The organism is uncultured Thermanaerothrix sp. (genome assembly GCF_938028735.1).
GTDB lineage: Bacteria > Chloroflexota > Anaerolineae > Anaerolineales > Anaerolineaceae > Thermanaerothrix.
On record NZ_CALIMF010000012.1, the window covers coordinates 174,126 to 191,531 of the forward strand.

Sequence of the window (17,406 nt, forward strand, 5' to 3'; positions counted from 1 at the left end):
CGTTACTCAACTATTTCCAGGAGGTGGAGGTCATGAAGTCAAAGGCTTTGGTCTTAGGATATGTGCTGGTGGTGCTGGCTCTGGTTTTAGCGGCCTGTGCACCCTCTCAGCAGGGTGTCACTCAGGCACCACCAACCGAGAAGAAACTCAAGGTGGTTAACCTGATCAACGGAGTGTTGGGAGATAAATCCTTCTTTGATTCGGCGAATCGTGGCATGGAAATGGCAAAGAAGGATTTTGGCATTGAGGTCAAAACTATTGAAGCGGGAATTGACCCGGCCAAGTGGAAGCCGGCCCTCGAAGACGCAGCCGCCAATGAGGAGTATGACATCTTAATCGTGGGCACTTTCCAGATGTCGGAATTTCTCCAGGAAGTCGCCCCAAAGTATCCGGATAAGAAGTTTATCATTTACGATGTTTCGGTGGATTACAGCAAGTGTGATTGCAAGAATGTTTACTCGGTGACCTACAAACAAAACGAAGGCTCGTATCTGGCGGGACTGTATGCCGGATTGATGTCACAATCCAAGATTGTGGGTGCCATTGGAGGGCAAGATATCCCGGTCATCAATGACTTCATTGTGGGTTACAAACAGGGCGCTAAAGACGCTGGCCTCTCGGAGCAGAATGTGATTGTGCAGTATGCGGGTGGCTGGAATGATCCAGCCAAGGGGAAAGAGATTGCCCTGGCTATGTACCAGCAAGGGGCAGATATTGTCTTCAATATTGCTGGCGGCACGGGGGTTGGCATCTTCCAGGCGGCTCAGGAGGTGAACAAATATGCCATCGGGGTGGATTCGGATCAGGCATTGATTGTGGAAACCACCAACCCCGAGCAAGCCAAGCACATCCTTACCTCGATGATGAAGAATGTTGATAATAGCCTCTACCGCGCCATCAAACTACACTTGGAAGGCAAGTTGCCCTATGGGCAGGCCGAGGCGCTGGGTATCGCAGAAGGCGGCGTAGGTCTGGCTAAGAATAAGTATTATGACCAGTTCACACCTGCCGAGGTAAAGGCCAAAATCGATCAGGCTGAGAAAGACATCCTTGAAGGCAAGATTGTTGTGGATACTGTCTTCAAATAGGAGCGGTTTGACAGGTGGGGACACATGTTCGTGTCCCCACCTGTTATGGAAGGGGCAGTGGAGGTGGCATGGCGGTTCTGGTTGAGATGGATCAAATTATCAAGATTTACCCGAATGGGGTGGTTGCCAACGATGGTGTAACTTTTTCGGTTGAGCGGGGGGAGATTCATGCACTGGTAGGAGAAAATGGGGCAGGGAAAACTACTCTGATGAAAATTCTCTACGGTGAGGAGCGCCCAACCTCTGGGGTTATACGTGTCAATGGTAGGGCAGTGCACTTTCATTCACCCCAGGATGCCATTCAATTGGGCATTGGGATGGTGCACCAGAATTTTATGCAGATTCCATCGCTCACTGTGGCCGAGAACGTGGTGCTGGGGAAAGAACCAACCCGGCGCGGCCTTTTGGATCGCAAGGCGGCAATCCAGATTACGGAAGAGCTTTCACGCCAATATGGCTTGAAGGTGGATCCCGAAGCCACTATTGAGAGCGTTAATGTGGGGATGCGCCAGCGGGTAGAGATTCTCAAAATCCTGTATCGCGGGGCAGAGATTCTCATTTTGGATGAACCCACTGCTGTGCTAACACCTCAAGAAACAATGGAATTATTTAAGTCCATTCGAACTCTAGTTAAGCAAGGTAAGACAGTGATTTTTATCACCCATAAGTTGCGCGAGGTCAAGGAAATCTCAGATCGGGTGACAGTGATGCGAGGGGGCAAGGTAATGGGCACGCTTCCCACCCATGAGGCCACCCGCGAGGGGTTGGCTCGGATGATGGTGGGACGAGATGTCTTCCTGGAAGTTTCCAAGCCTCTGCGGGCACGAGGTGAAAAGGTTCTCGAGGTCCGTGATTTGACTTATGTGTCTGAAACGGGCCGCCAGGTGCTCCGTGGGGTTTCGTTCAGCGTATATGCGGGTGAAATCCTGGGGGTGGCGGGCGTAGAGGGCAATGGACAAACGGAACTGGTTGAGGTGCTAACCGGATTACGGCCTGCCACCGGAGGCGAGGCCAGAGTGCTGGGAACCCCTATTCTGAATCGTAGTCCACGGGCTGTGCGGTTGGCTGGAGTTGCGCATATTCCTGAAGACCGGCTGACCAATGGTCTGGCCTTGACAGCCACGATTAATGAGAACTTGATCGTGGATCGCTACTTCCGCCCTCCGTTTCGGCGAGGGTGGTTTATTGACAATAAAGAAGTCAGGCAGCATGGACAGCAGTTGATTGAGAGGTTCGATATTCGCACGCCCGGGGGCGAGGTGCCTGTGGCTTCGCTTTCAGGGGGAAACATGCAGAAGGTGATCCTGGCACGCGAGTTTTCCAGCCAACCCCAATTACTCATCGCAGCACAACCGACGCGTGGGGTGGATGTGGGAGCAACCGAGTTCATCCGTGAGCAATTGGTTGAACAACGCAACCGTGGCACGGCGGTCTTGCTGGTTTCAGCTGATCTGGCCGAGGTGATGAGTCTATCGGATCGCTTGGTTGTGATGTATGAAGGACAGATTACGGGCGTCTTTCCGGAGGCGGCAAAGGCGACGGAGGAAGAAATTGGTTATTACATGTTGGGGGTAAAACGGCAGTCCCCAGAGGAGATGGAGGCCTATCTATGAAACTATTGCGCAAGCCGGCCTTACGAGAGTTTTTGCGCATTTTGATTGCTGTCTCTGCGGCGTTGCTGCTCGGTTTCTTTATAACCTTGCTGGTTTCTAAACAGCCGCTTGAAGCCTATCGCGCTTTTTTACTCGGTCCGCTTTCCCGGTTTAATCGCTTTGGAGATTGGATTGAGGAGTCGATCACCTTGACTCTGGTGGGGTTAGCCGTTGCACTGGTCTTCAAATCCAAGCAATTTAGCCTGGGGGCTGAAGGCCAGATCTTATTGGGCGCTTTGGTCTCAGGTTCGATTGCTCTGTTCGTTCCCTTACCGGGTTATCTGCGGGTTCCATTAGCGCTTGTAGCCGCGATGGGGGTGGGCTTCCTATGGGGATATCTCCCTGGCTATCTTAAGGCCCATTTGAACGCGAACGAAATCGTGTCCACCCTGATGTTGAACACTATTGCGTTGAAACTCTATGACTATTTTTTGATTTTCCACATCAAACCACCCAATGCAGGTTATAACGCTTCGGCAACTTTTACCAAGGATGGGATTTTGCCTTCGTTCGTCCCGGCTTTACCTTTTTTGGCTGATTTGCGCGCGCGTTTTATGAGCCAGACGAATATTACAGTCATGTTGTATCTGACCATCTTGGCTGTTCTGGTGGCTTACTATCTCATGTATCGTACCCCCTTTGGTTATGAACTGCGCATGATTGGGGCCAACATTAAGTTTGCGCGTTACGGTGGTATTAATGTCAAACAGGCTATTATCCTGGCATTTGCGGTGAGTGGTGTTTTCGCTGGGTTGGCAGGCGCCCATCTCGCCATGGGCATTCACACCAAACTGATTCAAAACATATCGCTTGGGATTGGGTTTGAGGGCATTGTGGTGGCGCTGATGGCACGTAATAACCCGCTTTTCGTCCCACTCTCAGCGTTGGCATATGGGTATTTGCGAGCAGGAGCCGATATTATGGAGCGTAGTTCTGATGTCTCGCGCGAGATGGTCCTGGTCATTCAGGCATTAATCATCTTGTTGGTAACTGCTGAACAAGTGTTACCTGTCATCCAGCAACGCGTGGCGGCACGTCGGGAAGCCCAGCCAGCAACATCTCTGGCAGAGGGAGGCCACTAAGCCATGTGGGAACTTGTTCTCAAGGGAATCTTTAGCGCTTTGTTCGTTGCCAGTGTTTTACGCATCAGCACCCCTCTAATTCTGCCAGCGCTGGGTGGTTTGATTTCAGAGTTAAGTGGAGCCACCAATATTGCGCTAGAAGGCATCATGCTGGTAGCGGCTTTCACGGGAGTGGTTATCTCGGCTTTCACCCAGAACGTCTGGCTAGGGGTTATTGCCGGAATTCTCTCGGGGATGCTGGTGGCGGCTTTTCTGGCTTACTTTCATCTTTACCTTGGAGCCGATCTTATCCTCTCGGGTATTGCGATCAACATTATGGCCACAGGTGGCACAATTTTCTTGTTATATGTGCTGACCGGTGATAAGGGGAGTTCTTCGACACTGGCGAGCAAGGCGGTGCCCGTGATTAATATCCCACTCATCAAGGACATTCCGGTAGTGGGGACGATCCTGAGCGGGCACAACATTTTCACCTACTTGGCGTTCATTCTTACTTGGTTCGTTTCAATTTATCTGTATCGGACTCCCCAGGGAGTGCATTTACGAGCCGTGGGGGAAAATCCTGAAGCAGCGGCTTCGTTAGGGCTTAATGTTCGACGGATCCGGTTGGGGGCATTGTTGATGAGTGGGGTTTTGGCCTCTTTGGGGGGACTGAATCTTTCCATGGCTTACCTGACCCTGTTTCAACGTGAGATGACGGCAGGGCGAGGGTTTATTGCCTTGGCCGCGGTTTTTCTTGGCGGGCGGACCCCCTGGGGGACACTGATCGCCGCTATTTTGTTTGGCTTCTTTGACGCTCTTTCCAACCAGTTGGGGTCACTGGCAATCCCTTCGCAATGGGTGCAAATGATCCCTTATGCGGCGACTGTGCTTGCGTTGGTAGTATATTCCATTCGCCAGCGTGCACAGGCCGTTGAGCGGGCGCGCCGTTTTCAAGAGAAGCACTTGGCCGAGACCCGCGCTTTAGGAGATTGATCATGCTGAACAAAATTTTGGGTGGGCTTTATGGACAGGCGTTGGGAGATGCTTGGGGGATGCCGGCTCTGCTAACTCCAGAGGCCACTTGGGAGTATTTTGGGGGGTGGGTGGAGACTTTCATGCCTGCACCAGAGGATCACCCGGTTCATGCGGGTTTGCCGGCTGGGCGGGTGACGGATGATACCGAACAGGCGTTTGCCCTAGCGCAGGCCATTCTCTCGGAGGGACGGGTTAGTGCGGAGGGGACTGCGCGGGCCTTGATGGCCTGGTATGAGCGAATTGGGGGGGATCGTTCCCCGTATGTGGGACCTTCGACCCGGCGGGCAATTCAAGCCTTAAAGCGGGGGGAGGATCTTTACCAAGTCGGGCGGTTTGGGGATACCAACGGCGCGGCGATGCGCGTTTCTCCGGTAGGGTTGATGCACCCGGGTGACTCCAAAGGAGCAATTGCCGATGCTTACTTATCCTGTATTCCCACCCATCACACGAATGTGGCGGTTTCGGGAGCCGCTGCAGTGGCTGCGGCCATTGCTACGGCGATGCGTTCGGAGGCGCGATTAGAGGACATTGTGGAGGTGGCCAAAGACGCAGCCATGGTGGGATTGAAAATGGGGCATGTCTGGATGGGGGCGTCCGTTGCCCGGCGTATTGACCTGGCGCTGGAGATCGTCCGCGGGCCCGGGGATGAACGAGAGCGTTTACAAGCACTTTATGATGTCGTCGGAGCAGGTTTGGCGATTACCGAAGCGGTGCCGGCGGCATTTGGGGTGTTGGTAATGGCTGAGGGCGACATTCATCGCACAGCCATGTATGGTGCGGCTCTTTCCGGTGATGCCGATACAGTGACCGCTATTGCCTGTGCGATTGCTGGTGCCTGGAGGGGGATTGAAGCCTTTGACCCAAAATGGTTGGAGCAACTGCGATTGGCTAACCCAGAACTGGATTTTGAGGCAGTTGCAGAGGAATTATATCAATTAGTAACTCAATAAAGCGATTATTAGGAGATGCATCATGCAAGCGTTGCTAATTGAGGGTTGTGACATCCTGACCGTCGAGAACGGCGCTGTACATTTCTCGCCTCGGCAGGATATTTTGATTGAGGGAGCCTATATCAAGGCCATTGAGCCAACAGGTTGTTTGCCCATCTCGAATGAAGTCGAGCGGCTTCCTGCTCAAGGGTTGTTGGCCATTCCGGGATTGATCAACACGCACGCCCATGTCCCAATGGTGCTCTTTCGAGGCCTGGCAGAGGATGTTACTATCGAGGCGTGGTTCAATGATTACATTTTTCCCCTTGAGTCCAACTTAACGTCCGAGGATGTTTACTGGGGAACACTGCTGGGACTGGCGGAGATGATCGAGGCCGGCGTTACTTACGTTGCGGATCATTATTTCTTCATGGATGAGGTGGCTCAGGCCGTGAGTGAGGCGGGTCTCCGAGCTAACTTGGTCTGGGCTGTCTTTGGTCACGAAGGAGAGTCAAAACTGGCGCGGACGGTTCAATTTATACAGCGCTGGCAAGGAGCGGCTGAAGGACGAATTACCACTTGGCTGGGGCCACATGCGCCTTATACCACGACGCCAGATTTTCTGCGACTTTGTGCTCACTACGCTCGCGATATGGGGGTAGGAATTCATATTCACGTTTCAGAGACGGCAGCCCAGGTTGCATATAGCCGCCAGCTTTACGGCAAGTCACCCATACGAGTGTTATTGGAAAGCAAAGTTTTGGAAGTCCCCACCCTTTTGGCGCATTGCCTCTATCCTGAGGAGGAGGATTACAAGATCCTGGCCGATCACCCCACTGGCATTGCGCACGCTCCCAAGACATATTTGAAACTGGGGATGGGTACAGCGCCAATATCTCGGTTCCGAAGCGCCGGTATTCCCGTGGGATTGGCCACAGATGGTGTAGTCAGCAATAACACTCTGGATATTTTGGAGCAAATGCGTCTGTTGGCCTTGACCCAAAAGGACGCAGCACGTGATTCAACCGTGATGCCTATTGCCGAGGTTCTGGAGATTGCTTTTGAGGGCGGGGCAAGAGTGGTGCAACAGGCTGGGGCACTGGGTGCCCTCAAGCCGGGTTATTTGGCTGATGTTGCGCTCCTCCGCCAGGATCGTGCGGCCATGTTCCCACGCTACAATCCGGCGGCCAATCTCATCTACAGTGCCTCAGCGCAGGATGTGGACACGGTTATTTGCAACGGGCAAGTGCTCATGCGAGATCGCCGTCTGCTCACGTTGGATAAAACTAAGATCAAGGAAGAGGTTCAGAGACGCCTGGAGCGTCTGAGTCAGCGTGTGCCCGGACGGCGAATTGCTACTTATCCGGTATGAGGAGGGGGGATGATTATTCAGATTTATGCCTTCACCCGCCTGGCGGACGCATTGGCGGCCGTGGATTTAGGGGTCAATCACGTTGGGTTTGTGGCTGGGCGCTATGGCCTGGTGTATGGGGAATTGGACTTTTCTGAAGCCCGCAGCCTGGTTGAGGGGTTGCCTGTGCATGCCGTAAGTGTGGCCCTTACCATGGCGACCGAGGTGGATGAAATTGTGCGCATGGCCTATGCGGTTAAGCCACACATTGTCCATATCTCGACCGATCCACTGGATGTGGACGAAACAGCCATGCGGACATTGAGACAGCGTCTTCCTGAAACAATTCGCCTGATGAAAGCCATTCCAGTGGCAGGGGAGGAGAGCCTGGAATTGGCCCTTCGCTTTGCACCTTATAGTGATTTTCTCCTTTTAGATACCAAGATAAGAGGATTCCCCGGTGTAGGAGCGACGGGACACACCCATGATTGGCAACTAAGTCGTCGAGTCGTTGAAGCAGTAAATGTACCCGTCATTCTGGCGGGCGGCTTAAGTGCGGAAAATGTAGCTCAGGCCATTCAGCAAGTTCGACCCTACGGTGTGGACTCAAACACTCACACGAATCGCCCTGGGTCGCCTGTTGAAAAGGATCTGCAACGCATTGCGGCGTTTGTACAGGCTGTGCGCCGGGCCATCCAGGAGGAGAGAGGGTGAAGCATCCGCGGGTTGCTTTGCTGGGTGATCTCAACATTGATACCTTGTTGACGATTTCCCGTTTTCCGCAACCCGGTTGGGATGGCCTTGCTGAAACGGCATCGGTGCAGATTGGTGGCACAGTGGTCAACACAGCGGTGGTGCTTCGGCGGTTGGGGGTTGATTGTGCATTACTGGGGAGTATTGGGCGGGATTTATGGGGAGATTATTTGTGTCAAGCCTTACAGCCCTTAGAGATCGATCTCCGGGGAGTGGTGAAGCAACCGAGCTGCATGACTGGCTTGACGTTTATCGCAGTGACGCCTGATGGAGAGCGAACCATGTTCTCCTATCGTGGAGCGAATACCGCTTTTGCACCACATCACTTGAATACAGAGGTGCTACGTTCAGCCGATCTCGTGCACCTCTCAGGTTATGCTTTGCTTGCTCCTCCGCAACGAGAAACCGCGTTTGCCGCGTTATCACAGGCAGAAGCGGTTTCTCTCCCCATATGCCTGGATAGCGGGTTACAACCCGTGATGGACGCCCCGGACGTCTTTGAAAGCGTTTTGTCTCGCGTTTCAGTGGGCATCCTGGGCATGGCGGAAGTAGCCTATCTTAGCGGATATCGGCATCCCGAAGAGGCTTTGGATTGGCTTTTGGGTTTAGGAATGACTTGGGCAGCGTTAAAGATGGGGTCTGAGGGGTGCTGGCTGGCTGATCATGAGCATCGCATTTACTTGCCCGCTTTTCCAGTCAATGTTCGGGATACCACAGGAGCGGGCGATTCCTTTACGGCGGGAGTCATTTGCGGATATGTGCATGGGCTGGGGCTTGCTCCGACTGCTGTACTGGCCAATGCCCTCGGGGCCTTGGCTACCCGTGTTTACGGAGCTGGCCTGGCTTTACCTGGTCCTGAGGTTCTATTCCCATACTTACAGGAGATTGCTCCATTAACCGATTGGCTCCCCTATGAGGGGGCCATAACCACTCTGAAACGTTTCCTCGTTTCTCTAGAAGATATCCTTCCAACCTCACAAGAGGGATGGTCATGACATTTCAAGTGGCGTCATTTGGTGATTTGGTAGTGGATATCGTCGCGGGTGTGCCAGCATTACCTGTTGAAGCAGCCCGAGATCAGTTGTTAGATTACGTTCGTATTGAACCGGGAGGAGCGGGCAACTTTCTCATCACCGGCCAGCGTTTGGGCATGCATATGCGAGCAGGCGGTGCCGTGGGAGAGGATGCGTTTGGCAGCATGGTGTTGCAAATTTTGCAGGAAGAAAGGGTGGATGTGTCTGCTGTTCACCGTTTGCCTGGAGGGACGACGACCACCGTAGTGGTTTTGGTGGACCGATTGGGGAACCATGTGTTTTTGGGGCGTAGCGGTGAGGGGCCTGAGGTACTGCTCGGCGCGTGGGTGAATGCTTTTCTCAAAGAGATCCGGGCATTACAAGTTTGGGGTTACACCTTTATGGAGAGACCCCTGGTGGAAAGCATGCTCCAACTGGTTGAGGTGGCTCACCAGCGCCAGATCCCGGTTTTTTTTGACCCGGGTCCCCAGTTACGGGCCTCTGCGGAGCGTTTAGAGCGTTTGCTGCGTTGTACGCGAGTGATTCTCCTGACCGAGGCCGAGATACCCCTGGTGACAGAGGGGCGCGTGGGTATAGAGGGTATTGAGGTGCTTTTGGAGCGTGGTCCTGGCGTGGTAGTGGTCAAGCAAGGAGTAAAAGGGTGTACGGTGTACACACGCACCGACATGGTTGTTGCGCCGGGATTTCCGGTATCTCTCCACGATACAACCGGCGCGGGTGATGCATTTGCCGCTGCCTTTATATACGGCTATCTGCAAGGATGGTCATTGCCCGATGTGGCCACTTTTGCCAATGCGACCGGGGCAGCCAAAGTGCAAAAGATCGGCTCGGGGCGGCAGGTGCCCACAGCGGATGAAATTCGCCAAGTGTTGCGCACTTTTCGAATAGATATTGATTTCTGATACGGAGGCTTTAACGAAATATGCTCAAGAGAGTGCAGGTTGAAACAACCGTACGAGAAGGCTTGATCAATATTACCGAGGCAGTAAGGGAAGTGGTGCGCAAAAGCGGAATAGAGGAAGGCGTCTGCGTGCTTTATGTCCCCCACACTACGGCTGCCATTACGCTTAATTCCTGTCTGGACCCCGCTACACTTCAGGATTTGGTTGAGGAACTTCATCGCCTGGTTCCGACACGGGTAGATTTTCATCATACTTACGATACCCCTGCGGATGCAGCAGGCCATATCAAATCCACCCTCGTGGGACATAGTGTGACACTCTTGATCACGCAAGGCGACGTGGCTTTAGGGGGGTCGCAGAGCATCCTCTTTTTTGAGTTTGATGGGCCGCGTCAGCGTGAAGTGTGGGTGCGGGTGATTCGGGATACCGATTAGGGAGGCTTCCCCATGGCTGAAAAGATCATTATTGATACTGATCCGGGGATTGACGATGCTATGGCTATCTTGTTGGCGCTTCGGTCACCGGAATTAGATGTGATAGGTCTGACCAGCGTTTTTGGCAACGCTACCATCGAAGTGACCACCCAAAACGCTTTGCGGTTGGTTGAATTGGAAGGCCATTATGGTATTCCGGTGGCACGGGGGTGTGATCGCCCGCTGGTAGTCCCCCTTGGAGAGGTGGGCACTTACGTACATGGTGAGGATGGGTTAGGAAACACATTTCCCCCGCCTCCTAAAGGAAAACCCCTTTCCCTCCATGCGGCTCAATTTATTCTTGAGGCATTAAGGCGTTTCCCCGGTGAGGTCACCCTGTTGGCACTCGGGCCGCTGACCAACCTGGCCCTGGCGGTGAGCTTGGATCGCGAAGCAGCTACCCTAGCACGGCGTGTGGTGATCATGGGAGGGGCTGCAGCGACGCGAGGCAATATCTCGCCTGTGGCCGAAGCCAATATTTACAATGATCCTCACGCTGCGGCTATTGTCTTTGGGGCTGGTTGGCCTGTAACCATGGTGGGGTTAGACGTGACCACCCGTGTCGTCATGACACCGGAATACTGGGAGCGTTTGTATCAAGCAGGCAATCGGGTGACAGACTTTCTGCGCGCAATTACGCCTTTTTATCAGCGCTTTCATGATCAATTCTATGGGATGAAGGGGGCTACTCATACCCATGATCCCACGGCAGTAGCCTATCTCCTGGCTCCTGAATGCTTTGAGGCGCCTGAGCTTTCGGTTTATGTCGAGACGCAAGGGCGGTGCATGGGACAAACGGTGGTGGATTGGTATGGTCAGTGGGAGGGTATGCCCCGAGTCAAAGTTTGTCTGGGGGTTGATGCTGAGGCAGTGCTTGACTTAATTTATGACCGGCTGACCAAACCGGCGGAGGATGTTGAAGATGAGACGCCTCTGGATTGATACTGATACCGCTTCAGATGATGCCGTGGCTATACTGATGGCTTTGTGCTGGCCCGATATCCGTGTCGAAGGTATCAGCATTGTCGCAGGTAACGTGCCAGTGCCATTAGGAAGTCGCAATGCCCGTTACACCGTTGAATTGTGTGGCGCAGATACACCGGTCTACGAGGGGGCTACGCGTCCTCTCATGCGAGAGCCTGTCTGGGCCTACTTCTTTCATGGTACAGACGGCATGGGTGAAATGAACTATCCAGAACCCAAGCGCAATCCTGCCTCGCTTCATGGCGTCCTAGCCATAATTGAAACTCTGCGGCAATTTCCAGGGGAGATAACGTTGGTGACACTTGGTCCCCTGACCAATCTGGCGCTGGCGCTGCGCCTGGCGCCCGACATAGTATCACTGGTTGCCCATTGCTATATCATGGGCGGAGCCGCTGCGACTCTGGGAAACATCACCCCTGCTGCCGAGTATAACATCTGGGTAGACCCAGAAGCCGCTAAGATAGTTTTTCATTCTGGGCTGCCTATAACAATGGTGGGGTGGGAACTATGCCGCGGAGAGGCCAATCTGAATGATGAGGACATGGCAGAGATTCGGGATTTGAAAAATCCAAAGGCAGATTTTGTGTTGGACTGCAATCGTCAGGCATTGCGGGCCAATCGCGAGTGGTTGCATGAACTTGGTTTGCCCTTACCCGATCCTGTGGCGATGACGGTAGCCTTAGATCCAGATGTTGTCACCCGCGCCTCCTCGCATTATGTAACGGTAGAAGTTGCCAGTGACCTGACACGTGGGATGACTGTTGTGGATGAGCGAGGAGTGCTCAATCAATCTCCCAACCTGCGGGTCGTATGGGCAATTGATGTGCCGCGTTGGAAGCGGGATTTGTTGGCTGTGCTGCGTAAACAATGACTCAGACATTTGACTATGATGTGTTCTGCCTAGGTGGCGCAGCCGTGGACTGGATATTGCGCGTTCCCCGCCTGCCGCAGCCGGATGAGAAGTTGGTGGCCACCTTTGCAGGTCGGGTTGCAGGGGGATTGGTGGCCAACACCGCTTGCGCAGCTGCGCGATTGGGCTTGCGAGTAGCCTGGAGCGGGTATGTGGGTGATGATGAGGGGGGTGAGATTTTGCGACGCGGTTTCGAGGATTTTGGCGTTGAATTAGTGGGTCTGGAACCCTCTTCGATGACTTTGAGCGATTTTACGGTCATTCTCCTAGAGCCCTCGGGCCGTCGAACCATTCTCGTAGTAAGCCCAGAGCGGCGTCTGCCCCCTTTAACGGACGCAGTGATAAATACCATGGCGAAGGCACGCCTTGTTTATACCGTTCCGTGGACCGCTGATTGGATCAGAGAAGTGGCCCGTATCTGCAAGCGGATTGGGGTTCCATTGGTGCTTGACATGGAGGCGAGTAACTTTGGTAGCCCCCTGGAGGATGAAAACGACCTCCTCTCGGCAGTATGTCTACTTTTTTGCCCCCAAGAATCCATGGAAAATCTTTCCATAGGAGAGGAGACGGCTTGGAATTTCATTCGAGCTGGGGTAGAGCAAGTGGTGATCACTCAGGGGGCAGAGGGGGCTACTGTGCTGACGCGGGATGGGAAATTTTCATCGCCTGCGTTCAAGGTACCGGTTGTAGACACGACCGGCGCGGGAGATTGCTTTCATGCTGCCTATATAGCTGCTTGGTTGTGGGGCTGGTCGCCTTTCCAGGCTGTGCGATTTGCCAGTGCTGCAGCAGCCCTCTCGGTTCAGCATCTGGGGGCACGAGGAGGATTCCCTACTCGGGAGAGAGTATTGGAATTCCTCTCGGAGCAAGGAGCGGCTTTGTGGTAGATTTTGTGGCTTTCAACCTTATTCTGGATGATATTGTCTTCCCGGATGGACGCACTGCCATGGGGGAATTGGGTGGAGGGGGGGCACAGACGGCATTTGGGATGCGGTTGTGGTCTGATTCGGTGGGGCTGGTAGCCAGCGTCGGACCTGATTTTCCCCCGGTTTGGTGGCAGTGGTTAGAGTCTTGGGGCATTGACTTGCAAGGTGTCAGGCGGGCTGAGCAGCCTTCCTTGCGGGCTTGGCAAGTGTTAGAGACCGATGGGCGTCGCACGCAGATCTGGCGCGTTTCGTCGGAGGCCCTGGCCACCCATCTGGGACGCCGTATGGAGTGGCTGCCCGCTACTTATCGCCAGGCACGGGGATTCCACTTGGGAGTTCACCCGCTGGAAGGAGGGGATGAGTTTGTGCAGAGTCTGCACGTGCTTGGAGGTGTTGTCAGCTTGGAGCCTTTCAAACCCGCTGAACACCTACCAACCCCCGAAGTGCTCAGGCATCTTGTCTCACAGGCAACAATTTTTTCGCCGAATCTGGAAGAAGCTATCTCCCTGCTCGGGCCGGCGTCCCCGCCGATCCTTGTGCGTCAACTATTGGAAGCGGGGACTACGGTGGTAGCATTGCGGTTGGGTGAGCACGGAGCTCTGCTTGCCCAGCGGGGACATAATGAATTGGTTCACATTCCTCCGGTCGAAGTAGAGGTGGTAGATCCTGTTGGAGCTGGCAATGCATTCTGTGGGGGTTTTTTAGTGGGTTGGGTGAAGACCGGGGATCTGGTTGAGGCTGGCCTACGGGGGGCGGTCTCTGCCTCGTTTTTAATGACTCAGGTGGGCATGCCGCGACTTCCGATCGCAACGGCTTGTCAGATGGCTGAGGAGCGATTGAAGCAGTTACGAACTCGAGTAATGACCTTGCCGCTCAGGTAAGATTAATCCCTTTCGTGGAGGTTCTCATGAACACAATGTTGGCTCAGATTAAGAGTTTGCCCGCTTTAGTCGGGGAGGTCTTTCCAGTTCTAGATGAGACCGTGCGCAAAGTGTGGGATCATGAATTATGTCTTGCGGTCAAGCGCCTTTTTTTGGTTGGATGTGGGGATTCGCATCATGTGGCACTCAATTCAGAATTTGCTTTTGAGGCGTTGGCTGGTGTCCCTACTGAGCCGATGACGGCCTTGCAATATGCACGCTACGCCGCCGGGTTTATGCCGCCCACCGGGCCGTTGACCAATCTTGTCATTGGGATCTCTGTGTCCGGTGCAGTGGCGCGAACGGCTGAGGCTCTGGCGATGGGACGGCAGTCGGGTGCCGTGACCATCGCTCTCACTGCTACGGCGGGCAGTCGAGTGACTCAGGAAGCCGAGCGTACGTTCCTGGCTGCGGCTCCACCTTTTGATGAGCCGCCGGGCACTGCAACTCCAGGAGTGCGCTCGTTTTTGGTTAACCAACTGGCCTTGTTGCTGAGTGCTGTGCGGTTGGGAGAAGTGCGTGGACGCCTGACACTGGCGGAAGCCGATGCCTGGCGTGCGCGCATTCGTGGTTTGAGCGAAGCTGCGGCTTGGACCTTGGAACGCGCCGAGCCTCAAGCGCGGGAACTAGCAGAAGCCTGGAAGGATGCCAGTGAGTTCGTCTTTGTTGGAGGCGGGCCCAATTACGGAACAGCGCTTTTCTCAGCCGCCAAGATCCTCGAGGCATCCGGCGATTCGGCTGTGGGACAGGATACCGAAGAATGGGGGCACTTGCAGTACTTTGCCCGGGCGATAGAGACGCCCACTTTTTTCATCACCGCAGGAGGACGTGAATACTCACGTACTGTAGAAGCCGCCACGGCGGCAAAGACCATTGGTCGGCGCGTGGTGGCAATTGCACCTGATCAGGCCAGTGCCTTGAGAGAACTAGCTCATCGCCATTTCCCGATTGCCGAAGTGCCGGAGGTACTTTCTCCAGTGGTAGCGGCAATTCCAGGGGAACTGTTCGCTGCTTACCGGGCGGATGTGATCGGTGAACCCTTTTTCCGGGGCTTTGGTGGCGGGCGGAGCATCGAAGGCGGAGGAGGGATCAGCCGCATACGTACCAGTGAGACGTGGGAGACATGGCGGCTATGAGTGACCCTCGGACTCTGGAATTTGGTGCACCGCGTATAATCGCGGCATTGCATTTACCTCCTCATCCCGCCTCGCGCCACCCTGCCGCCCAATCCATAAGCCGGATTGTCGATTATGCGTTGCGCAACGCTGAGCGCGCCGTTAGAGCAGGTATCCCAGCACTCTATATCCAGGATGTGGCCGACACTCCGGTTGCACCCCATGTCCAGCCCCATACTGTTGCCTCTCTGTCTGTCGTGGGTACTGCTCTGCGGCGGGCTTTTCCTGACCTGATTTTGGGCGTTTGTCTGATGAGTCATGGGGCACGGGAGCCGTTAGCTATTGCACAAGCCATTGAGGCTCAGTTTGTGCGCCTGAAGGTCTATGTGGGTGCGATGGTTAAAGCCGAGGGGATTCTTCAGGGGTGCGCTTATGAAGCCATTCAGTACCGTGCTCAGTTAGGAGCAGAACACATTGCAATTCTGGCGGATGTATATGATCGCACTGGGGAACCTTTAGCGCGTCTGCCGTTGGTTGAGGAGGCACGTCAGGCGTCCGTTTTTGGGCGTGCGGATGGGCTGGTGCTGACCGGTTTGTCGTTTACAGAGTCTCTGGAGATGCTGGGCCAAGTGCGGGCGGCTGGCTTGGGCGTGCCCTTGTTTCTGGGAGGTGGTGCTAATGCTAGCAACGTGGCGCAGGCGCTACAGGTGGCGGACGGCGTGATTGTAAGCAGTGCTTTTAAGTCCCGCCAGGGCTGGACTCGGGAAGCTCTTTTAGATGAATGGGCATCTGACCGTATCCAGGTGTTTATGGAGGCGGTTCGGGGTGCTTCACAATCGGTTTGACCCCTAAGGGCCTGAGGAGCATGAGAGCGGTGTTTCTCTCCATCGGCGTTGTTATTCTAGATGATATTGTTCTGCCCGATGGCACAACTCGGATGGGCGTTCTTGGAGGTGGTGCGACCCATGCGGCAATGGGGATGCGCCTGTGGGAGGACCGGGTTGGTTTACTGGTAGCATTAGGCCACGGTTTTCCGCCTGACCTAGAGGCCCGCTTAAGACGCGCTTTTGAGCCTCAAGGTCTGTTGCATCGGCCATATCCTGTGTTACGAGCCTGGCAAGTGTTTGAAGCGGATGGCACGCGTCATGAAGTCTTTCGAGTTGATACTCAGTGGTTAGAACGCAGTGTGCCTGCTCCTGAGGACTGGCCAGCTGCATTTCAGGATGTGCAAGGTGTTCATCTGCATTGTGCCCCTTGGGAGGTGCCCCGCTGGGCGACCTTTCTGCGGGCGCGGGGGGTTTCCACCCTTCTCTGGGAGCCGTGGGATACCTTTTGTATAGCCCAGAATCGAGAACAATTTGCTGACTACTTGAAGTGGGTGGATGTTGTCTCGCCCAATTTAAGCGAGGGACGAATGCTGACCGGTCAACAGACGGCGCAAGAGGTGATGAATGCTCTACTTGAAATGGGGGCAAAAATGGTGGCGCTTCGGATGGGTGCGCAGGGCAGCCTGGTGGGGAAGCAAGGAGAAGCCCCTATTACAATTCCGGCCATTTCCCCACCTCGGATTGTGGACGTTACCGGGGCGGGTAATGCTTACTGTGGGGGGTTCCTGGTCGGGTGGGTGCGACGATGCGACTTGCGTTGGGCGGGTTACTTGGGAGCCGTTTCGGCCTCGATTGCCCTGGAGCAGTTTGGCGCTCTGTACGATTGGGAGGCGGCCCGTCCACGGGCGTTCGAACGTCTGCGGCAATTTGGAGCCCTTGAATAAATAATACGGCGGGCTCAGAAACCCAATCTCGTGGATATTCTAAGCCCGCCATTCTTCAAGGGAACTTCCTCAGGCTTGGGCTTCGTGCAGTGTGATCTTACGGGTGAAATTGACGCACCCGCGCATGGTAGCAATGGCCGAGCAATATTTATTTTCGGAGAGTTCGACAGCCCGTTCAACTGCTGCCGGGTCGAGATTACGCCCGGTCACAACATATTCAATTTCAACATCGGTGAAACGCTTAGGATGTTCAGGAGCGCGCTGGGCCGTCACCTTAACCTCAAAAGCCGTTACCTCCTGGCGCTTTTTCTCTAAGATGGAGATTACATCCATAGCAGTGCAGCCCGCAATGCCAATTGCAACCAATTCCATCGGCCGCAGCCCCGAATTGCTCCCTCCAACGGCAATGTCGCTGTCCAGATCAACTGTAAAACCCGAATTGGCCGAGCCGGTGAAAGCCAATCCGTTCTTCCAGACAACTTTAGCATCCAGTGCCATA

The 17,406-nt window shown here is 54.4% G+C and carries 18 protein-coding genes; 17 read left to right on the top strand and 1 reads right to left on the bottom strand.

The window, feature by feature from the left end:
* Nucleotides 1-32: 32 nt before the first annotated feature.
* The 17 genes from Q0721_RS07255 to Q0721_RS07335 all read left to right on the top strand — a co-directional run bounded on the left by Q0721_RS07255 (nt 33) and on the right by Q0721_RS07335 (nt 16,907).
* On the top strand, nt 33-1,088 hold the full coding sequence (locus Q0721_RS07255) for a BMP family ABC transporter substrate-binding protein (protein WP_299027562.1): 1,056 nt from the start codon (nt 33-35) through the stop codon (nt 1,086-1,088).
* 68 nt (nt 1,089-1,156) lie between these two features.
* Complete coding sequence (locus Q0721_RS07260) at nt 1,157-2,701, top strand: ABC transporter ATP-binding protein (protein WP_299027565.1); 1,545 nt, start codon at nt 1,157-1,159, stop codon at nt 2,699-2,701.
* Nucleotides 2,698-3,822: an ABC transporter permease gene (locus Q0721_RS07265; protein WP_299027568.1), complete on the top strand. Its 1,125-nt coding sequence runs from the start codon at nt 2,698-2,700 to the stop codon at nt 3,820-3,822. Before Q0721_RS07260 ends, Q0721_RS07265 begins: the two co-directional genes overlap by 4 nt.
* 3 nt (nt 3,823-3,825) lie before the next feature.
* Nucleotides 3,826-4,797, top strand: a complete 972-nt coding sequence (locus Q0721_RS07270; protein WP_299027571.1) for an ABC transporter permease — start codon at nt 3,826-3,828, stop codon at nt 4,795-4,797.
* 2 nt (nt 4,798-4,799) lie between these two features.
* Nucleotides 4,800-5,789 carry an ADP-ribosylglycohydrolase family protein gene (locus Q0721_RS07275; protein WP_299027574.1) on the top strand — a complete coding sequence of 330 codons (990 nt, stop codon included), beginning with the start codon at nt 4,800-4,802 and terminating at the stop codon, nt 5,787-5,789.
* 22 nt (nt 5,790-5,811) lie between these two features.
* Complete coding sequence (locus Q0721_RS07280; RefSeq protein ID WP_299027576.1) at nt 5,812-7,140, top strand: amidohydrolase; 1,329 nt, start codon at nt 5,812-5,814, stop codon at nt 7,138-7,140.
* A gap of 9 nt (nt 7,141-7,149) precedes the next feature.
* A complete protein-coding gene (locus tag Q0721_RS07285) occupies nt 7,150-7,833 on the top strand; it encodes a phosphoribosylanthranilate isomerase (protein ID WP_299027579.1) in 684 nt (227 codons plus the stop codon).
* Nucleotides 7,830-8,867 (top strand): carbohydrate kinase family protein, encoded by a 1,038-nt coding sequence (locus Q0721_RS07290; RefSeq protein WP_299027582.1) that lies wholly within the window; start codon nt 7,830-7,832, stop codon nt 8,865-8,867. The genes Q0721_RS07285 and Q0721_RS07290 overlap by 4 nt, the downstream gene beginning before the upstream one ends.
* Entirely contained in the window at nt 8,864-9,808 is a 945-nt protein-coding gene (locus Q0721_RS07295; RefSeq protein ID WP_299027587.1) for a PfkB family carbohydrate kinase, read from the top strand. The genes Q0721_RS07290 and Q0721_RS07295 overlap by 4 nt, the downstream gene beginning before the upstream one ends.
* A gap of 20 nt (nt 9,809-9,828) precedes the next feature.
* Nucleotides 9,829-10,242, top strand: coding sequence for a secondary thiamine-phosphate synthase enzyme YjbQ (locus Q0721_RS07300; RefSeq protein ID WP_299027591.1), 414 nt, complete (start codon nt 9,829-9,831; stop codon nt 10,240-10,242).
* A gap of 12 nt (nt 10,243-10,254) precedes the next feature.
* The gene (locus tag Q0721_RS07305) at nt 10,255-11,223 is read left to right on the top strand and encodes a nucleoside hydrolase (protein ID WP_299027594.1); all 969 of its coding nucleotides are present in this window, start codon (nt 10,255-10,257) and stop codon (nt 11,221-11,223) included.
* The gene (locus Q0721_RS07310; protein WP_299027597.1) at nt 11,204-12,136 is read left to right on the top strand and encodes a nucleoside hydrolase; all 933 of its coding nucleotides are present in this window, start codon (nt 11,204-11,206) and stop codon (nt 12,134-12,136) included. The genes Q0721_RS07305 and Q0721_RS07310 overlap by 20 nt, the downstream gene beginning before the upstream one ends.
* Nucleotides 12,133-13,062, top strand: coding sequence for a carbohydrate kinase family protein (locus Q0721_RS07315; RefSeq protein ID WP_299027600.1), 930 nt, complete (start codon nt 12,133-12,135; stop codon nt 13,060-13,062). Before Q0721_RS07310 ends, Q0721_RS07315 begins: the two co-directional genes overlap by 4 nt.
* Nucleotides 13,056-13,982 (top strand): PfkB family carbohydrate kinase, encoded by a 927-nt coding sequence (locus Q0721_RS07320; RefSeq protein ID WP_299027603.1) that lies wholly within the window; start codon nt 13,056-13,058, stop codon nt 13,980-13,982. Before Q0721_RS07315 ends, Q0721_RS07320 begins: the two co-directional genes overlap by 7 nt.
* Before the next feature lie 26 nt (nt 13,983-14,008).
* On the top strand, nt 14,009-15,157 hold the full coding sequence (locus tag Q0721_RS07325) for an SIS domain-containing protein (RefSeq protein WP_299027606.1): 1,149 nt from the start codon (nt 14,009-14,011) through the stop codon (nt 15,155-15,157).
* Nucleotides 15,154-15,981 carry a BtpA/SgcQ family protein gene (locus tag Q0721_RS07330; protein ID WP_299027609.1) on the top strand — a complete coding sequence of 276 codons (828 nt, stop codon included), beginning with the start codon at nt 15,154-15,156 and terminating at the stop codon, nt 15,979-15,981. The genes Q0721_RS07325 and Q0721_RS07330 overlap by 4 nt, the downstream gene beginning before the upstream one ends.
* Before the next feature lie 20 nt (nt 15,982-16,001).
* Complete coding sequence (locus Q0721_RS07335; protein WP_299027612.1) at nt 16,002-16,907, top strand: PfkB family carbohydrate kinase; 906 nt, start codon at nt 16,002-16,004, stop codon at nt 16,905-16,907.
* A 69-nt stretch (nt 16,908-16,976) separates the two neighbouring features.
* Here the strand turns inward: Q0721_RS07335 and Q0721_RS07340 are convergent, their stop codons facing one another.
* Nucleotides 16,977-17,405 (bottom strand): OsmC family protein, encoded by a 429-nt coding sequence (locus Q0721_RS07340; RefSeq protein WP_299027615.1) that lies wholly within the window; start codon nt 17,403-17,405, stop codon nt 16,977-16,979.
* Nucleotide 17,406: the final 1 nt, after the last annotated feature.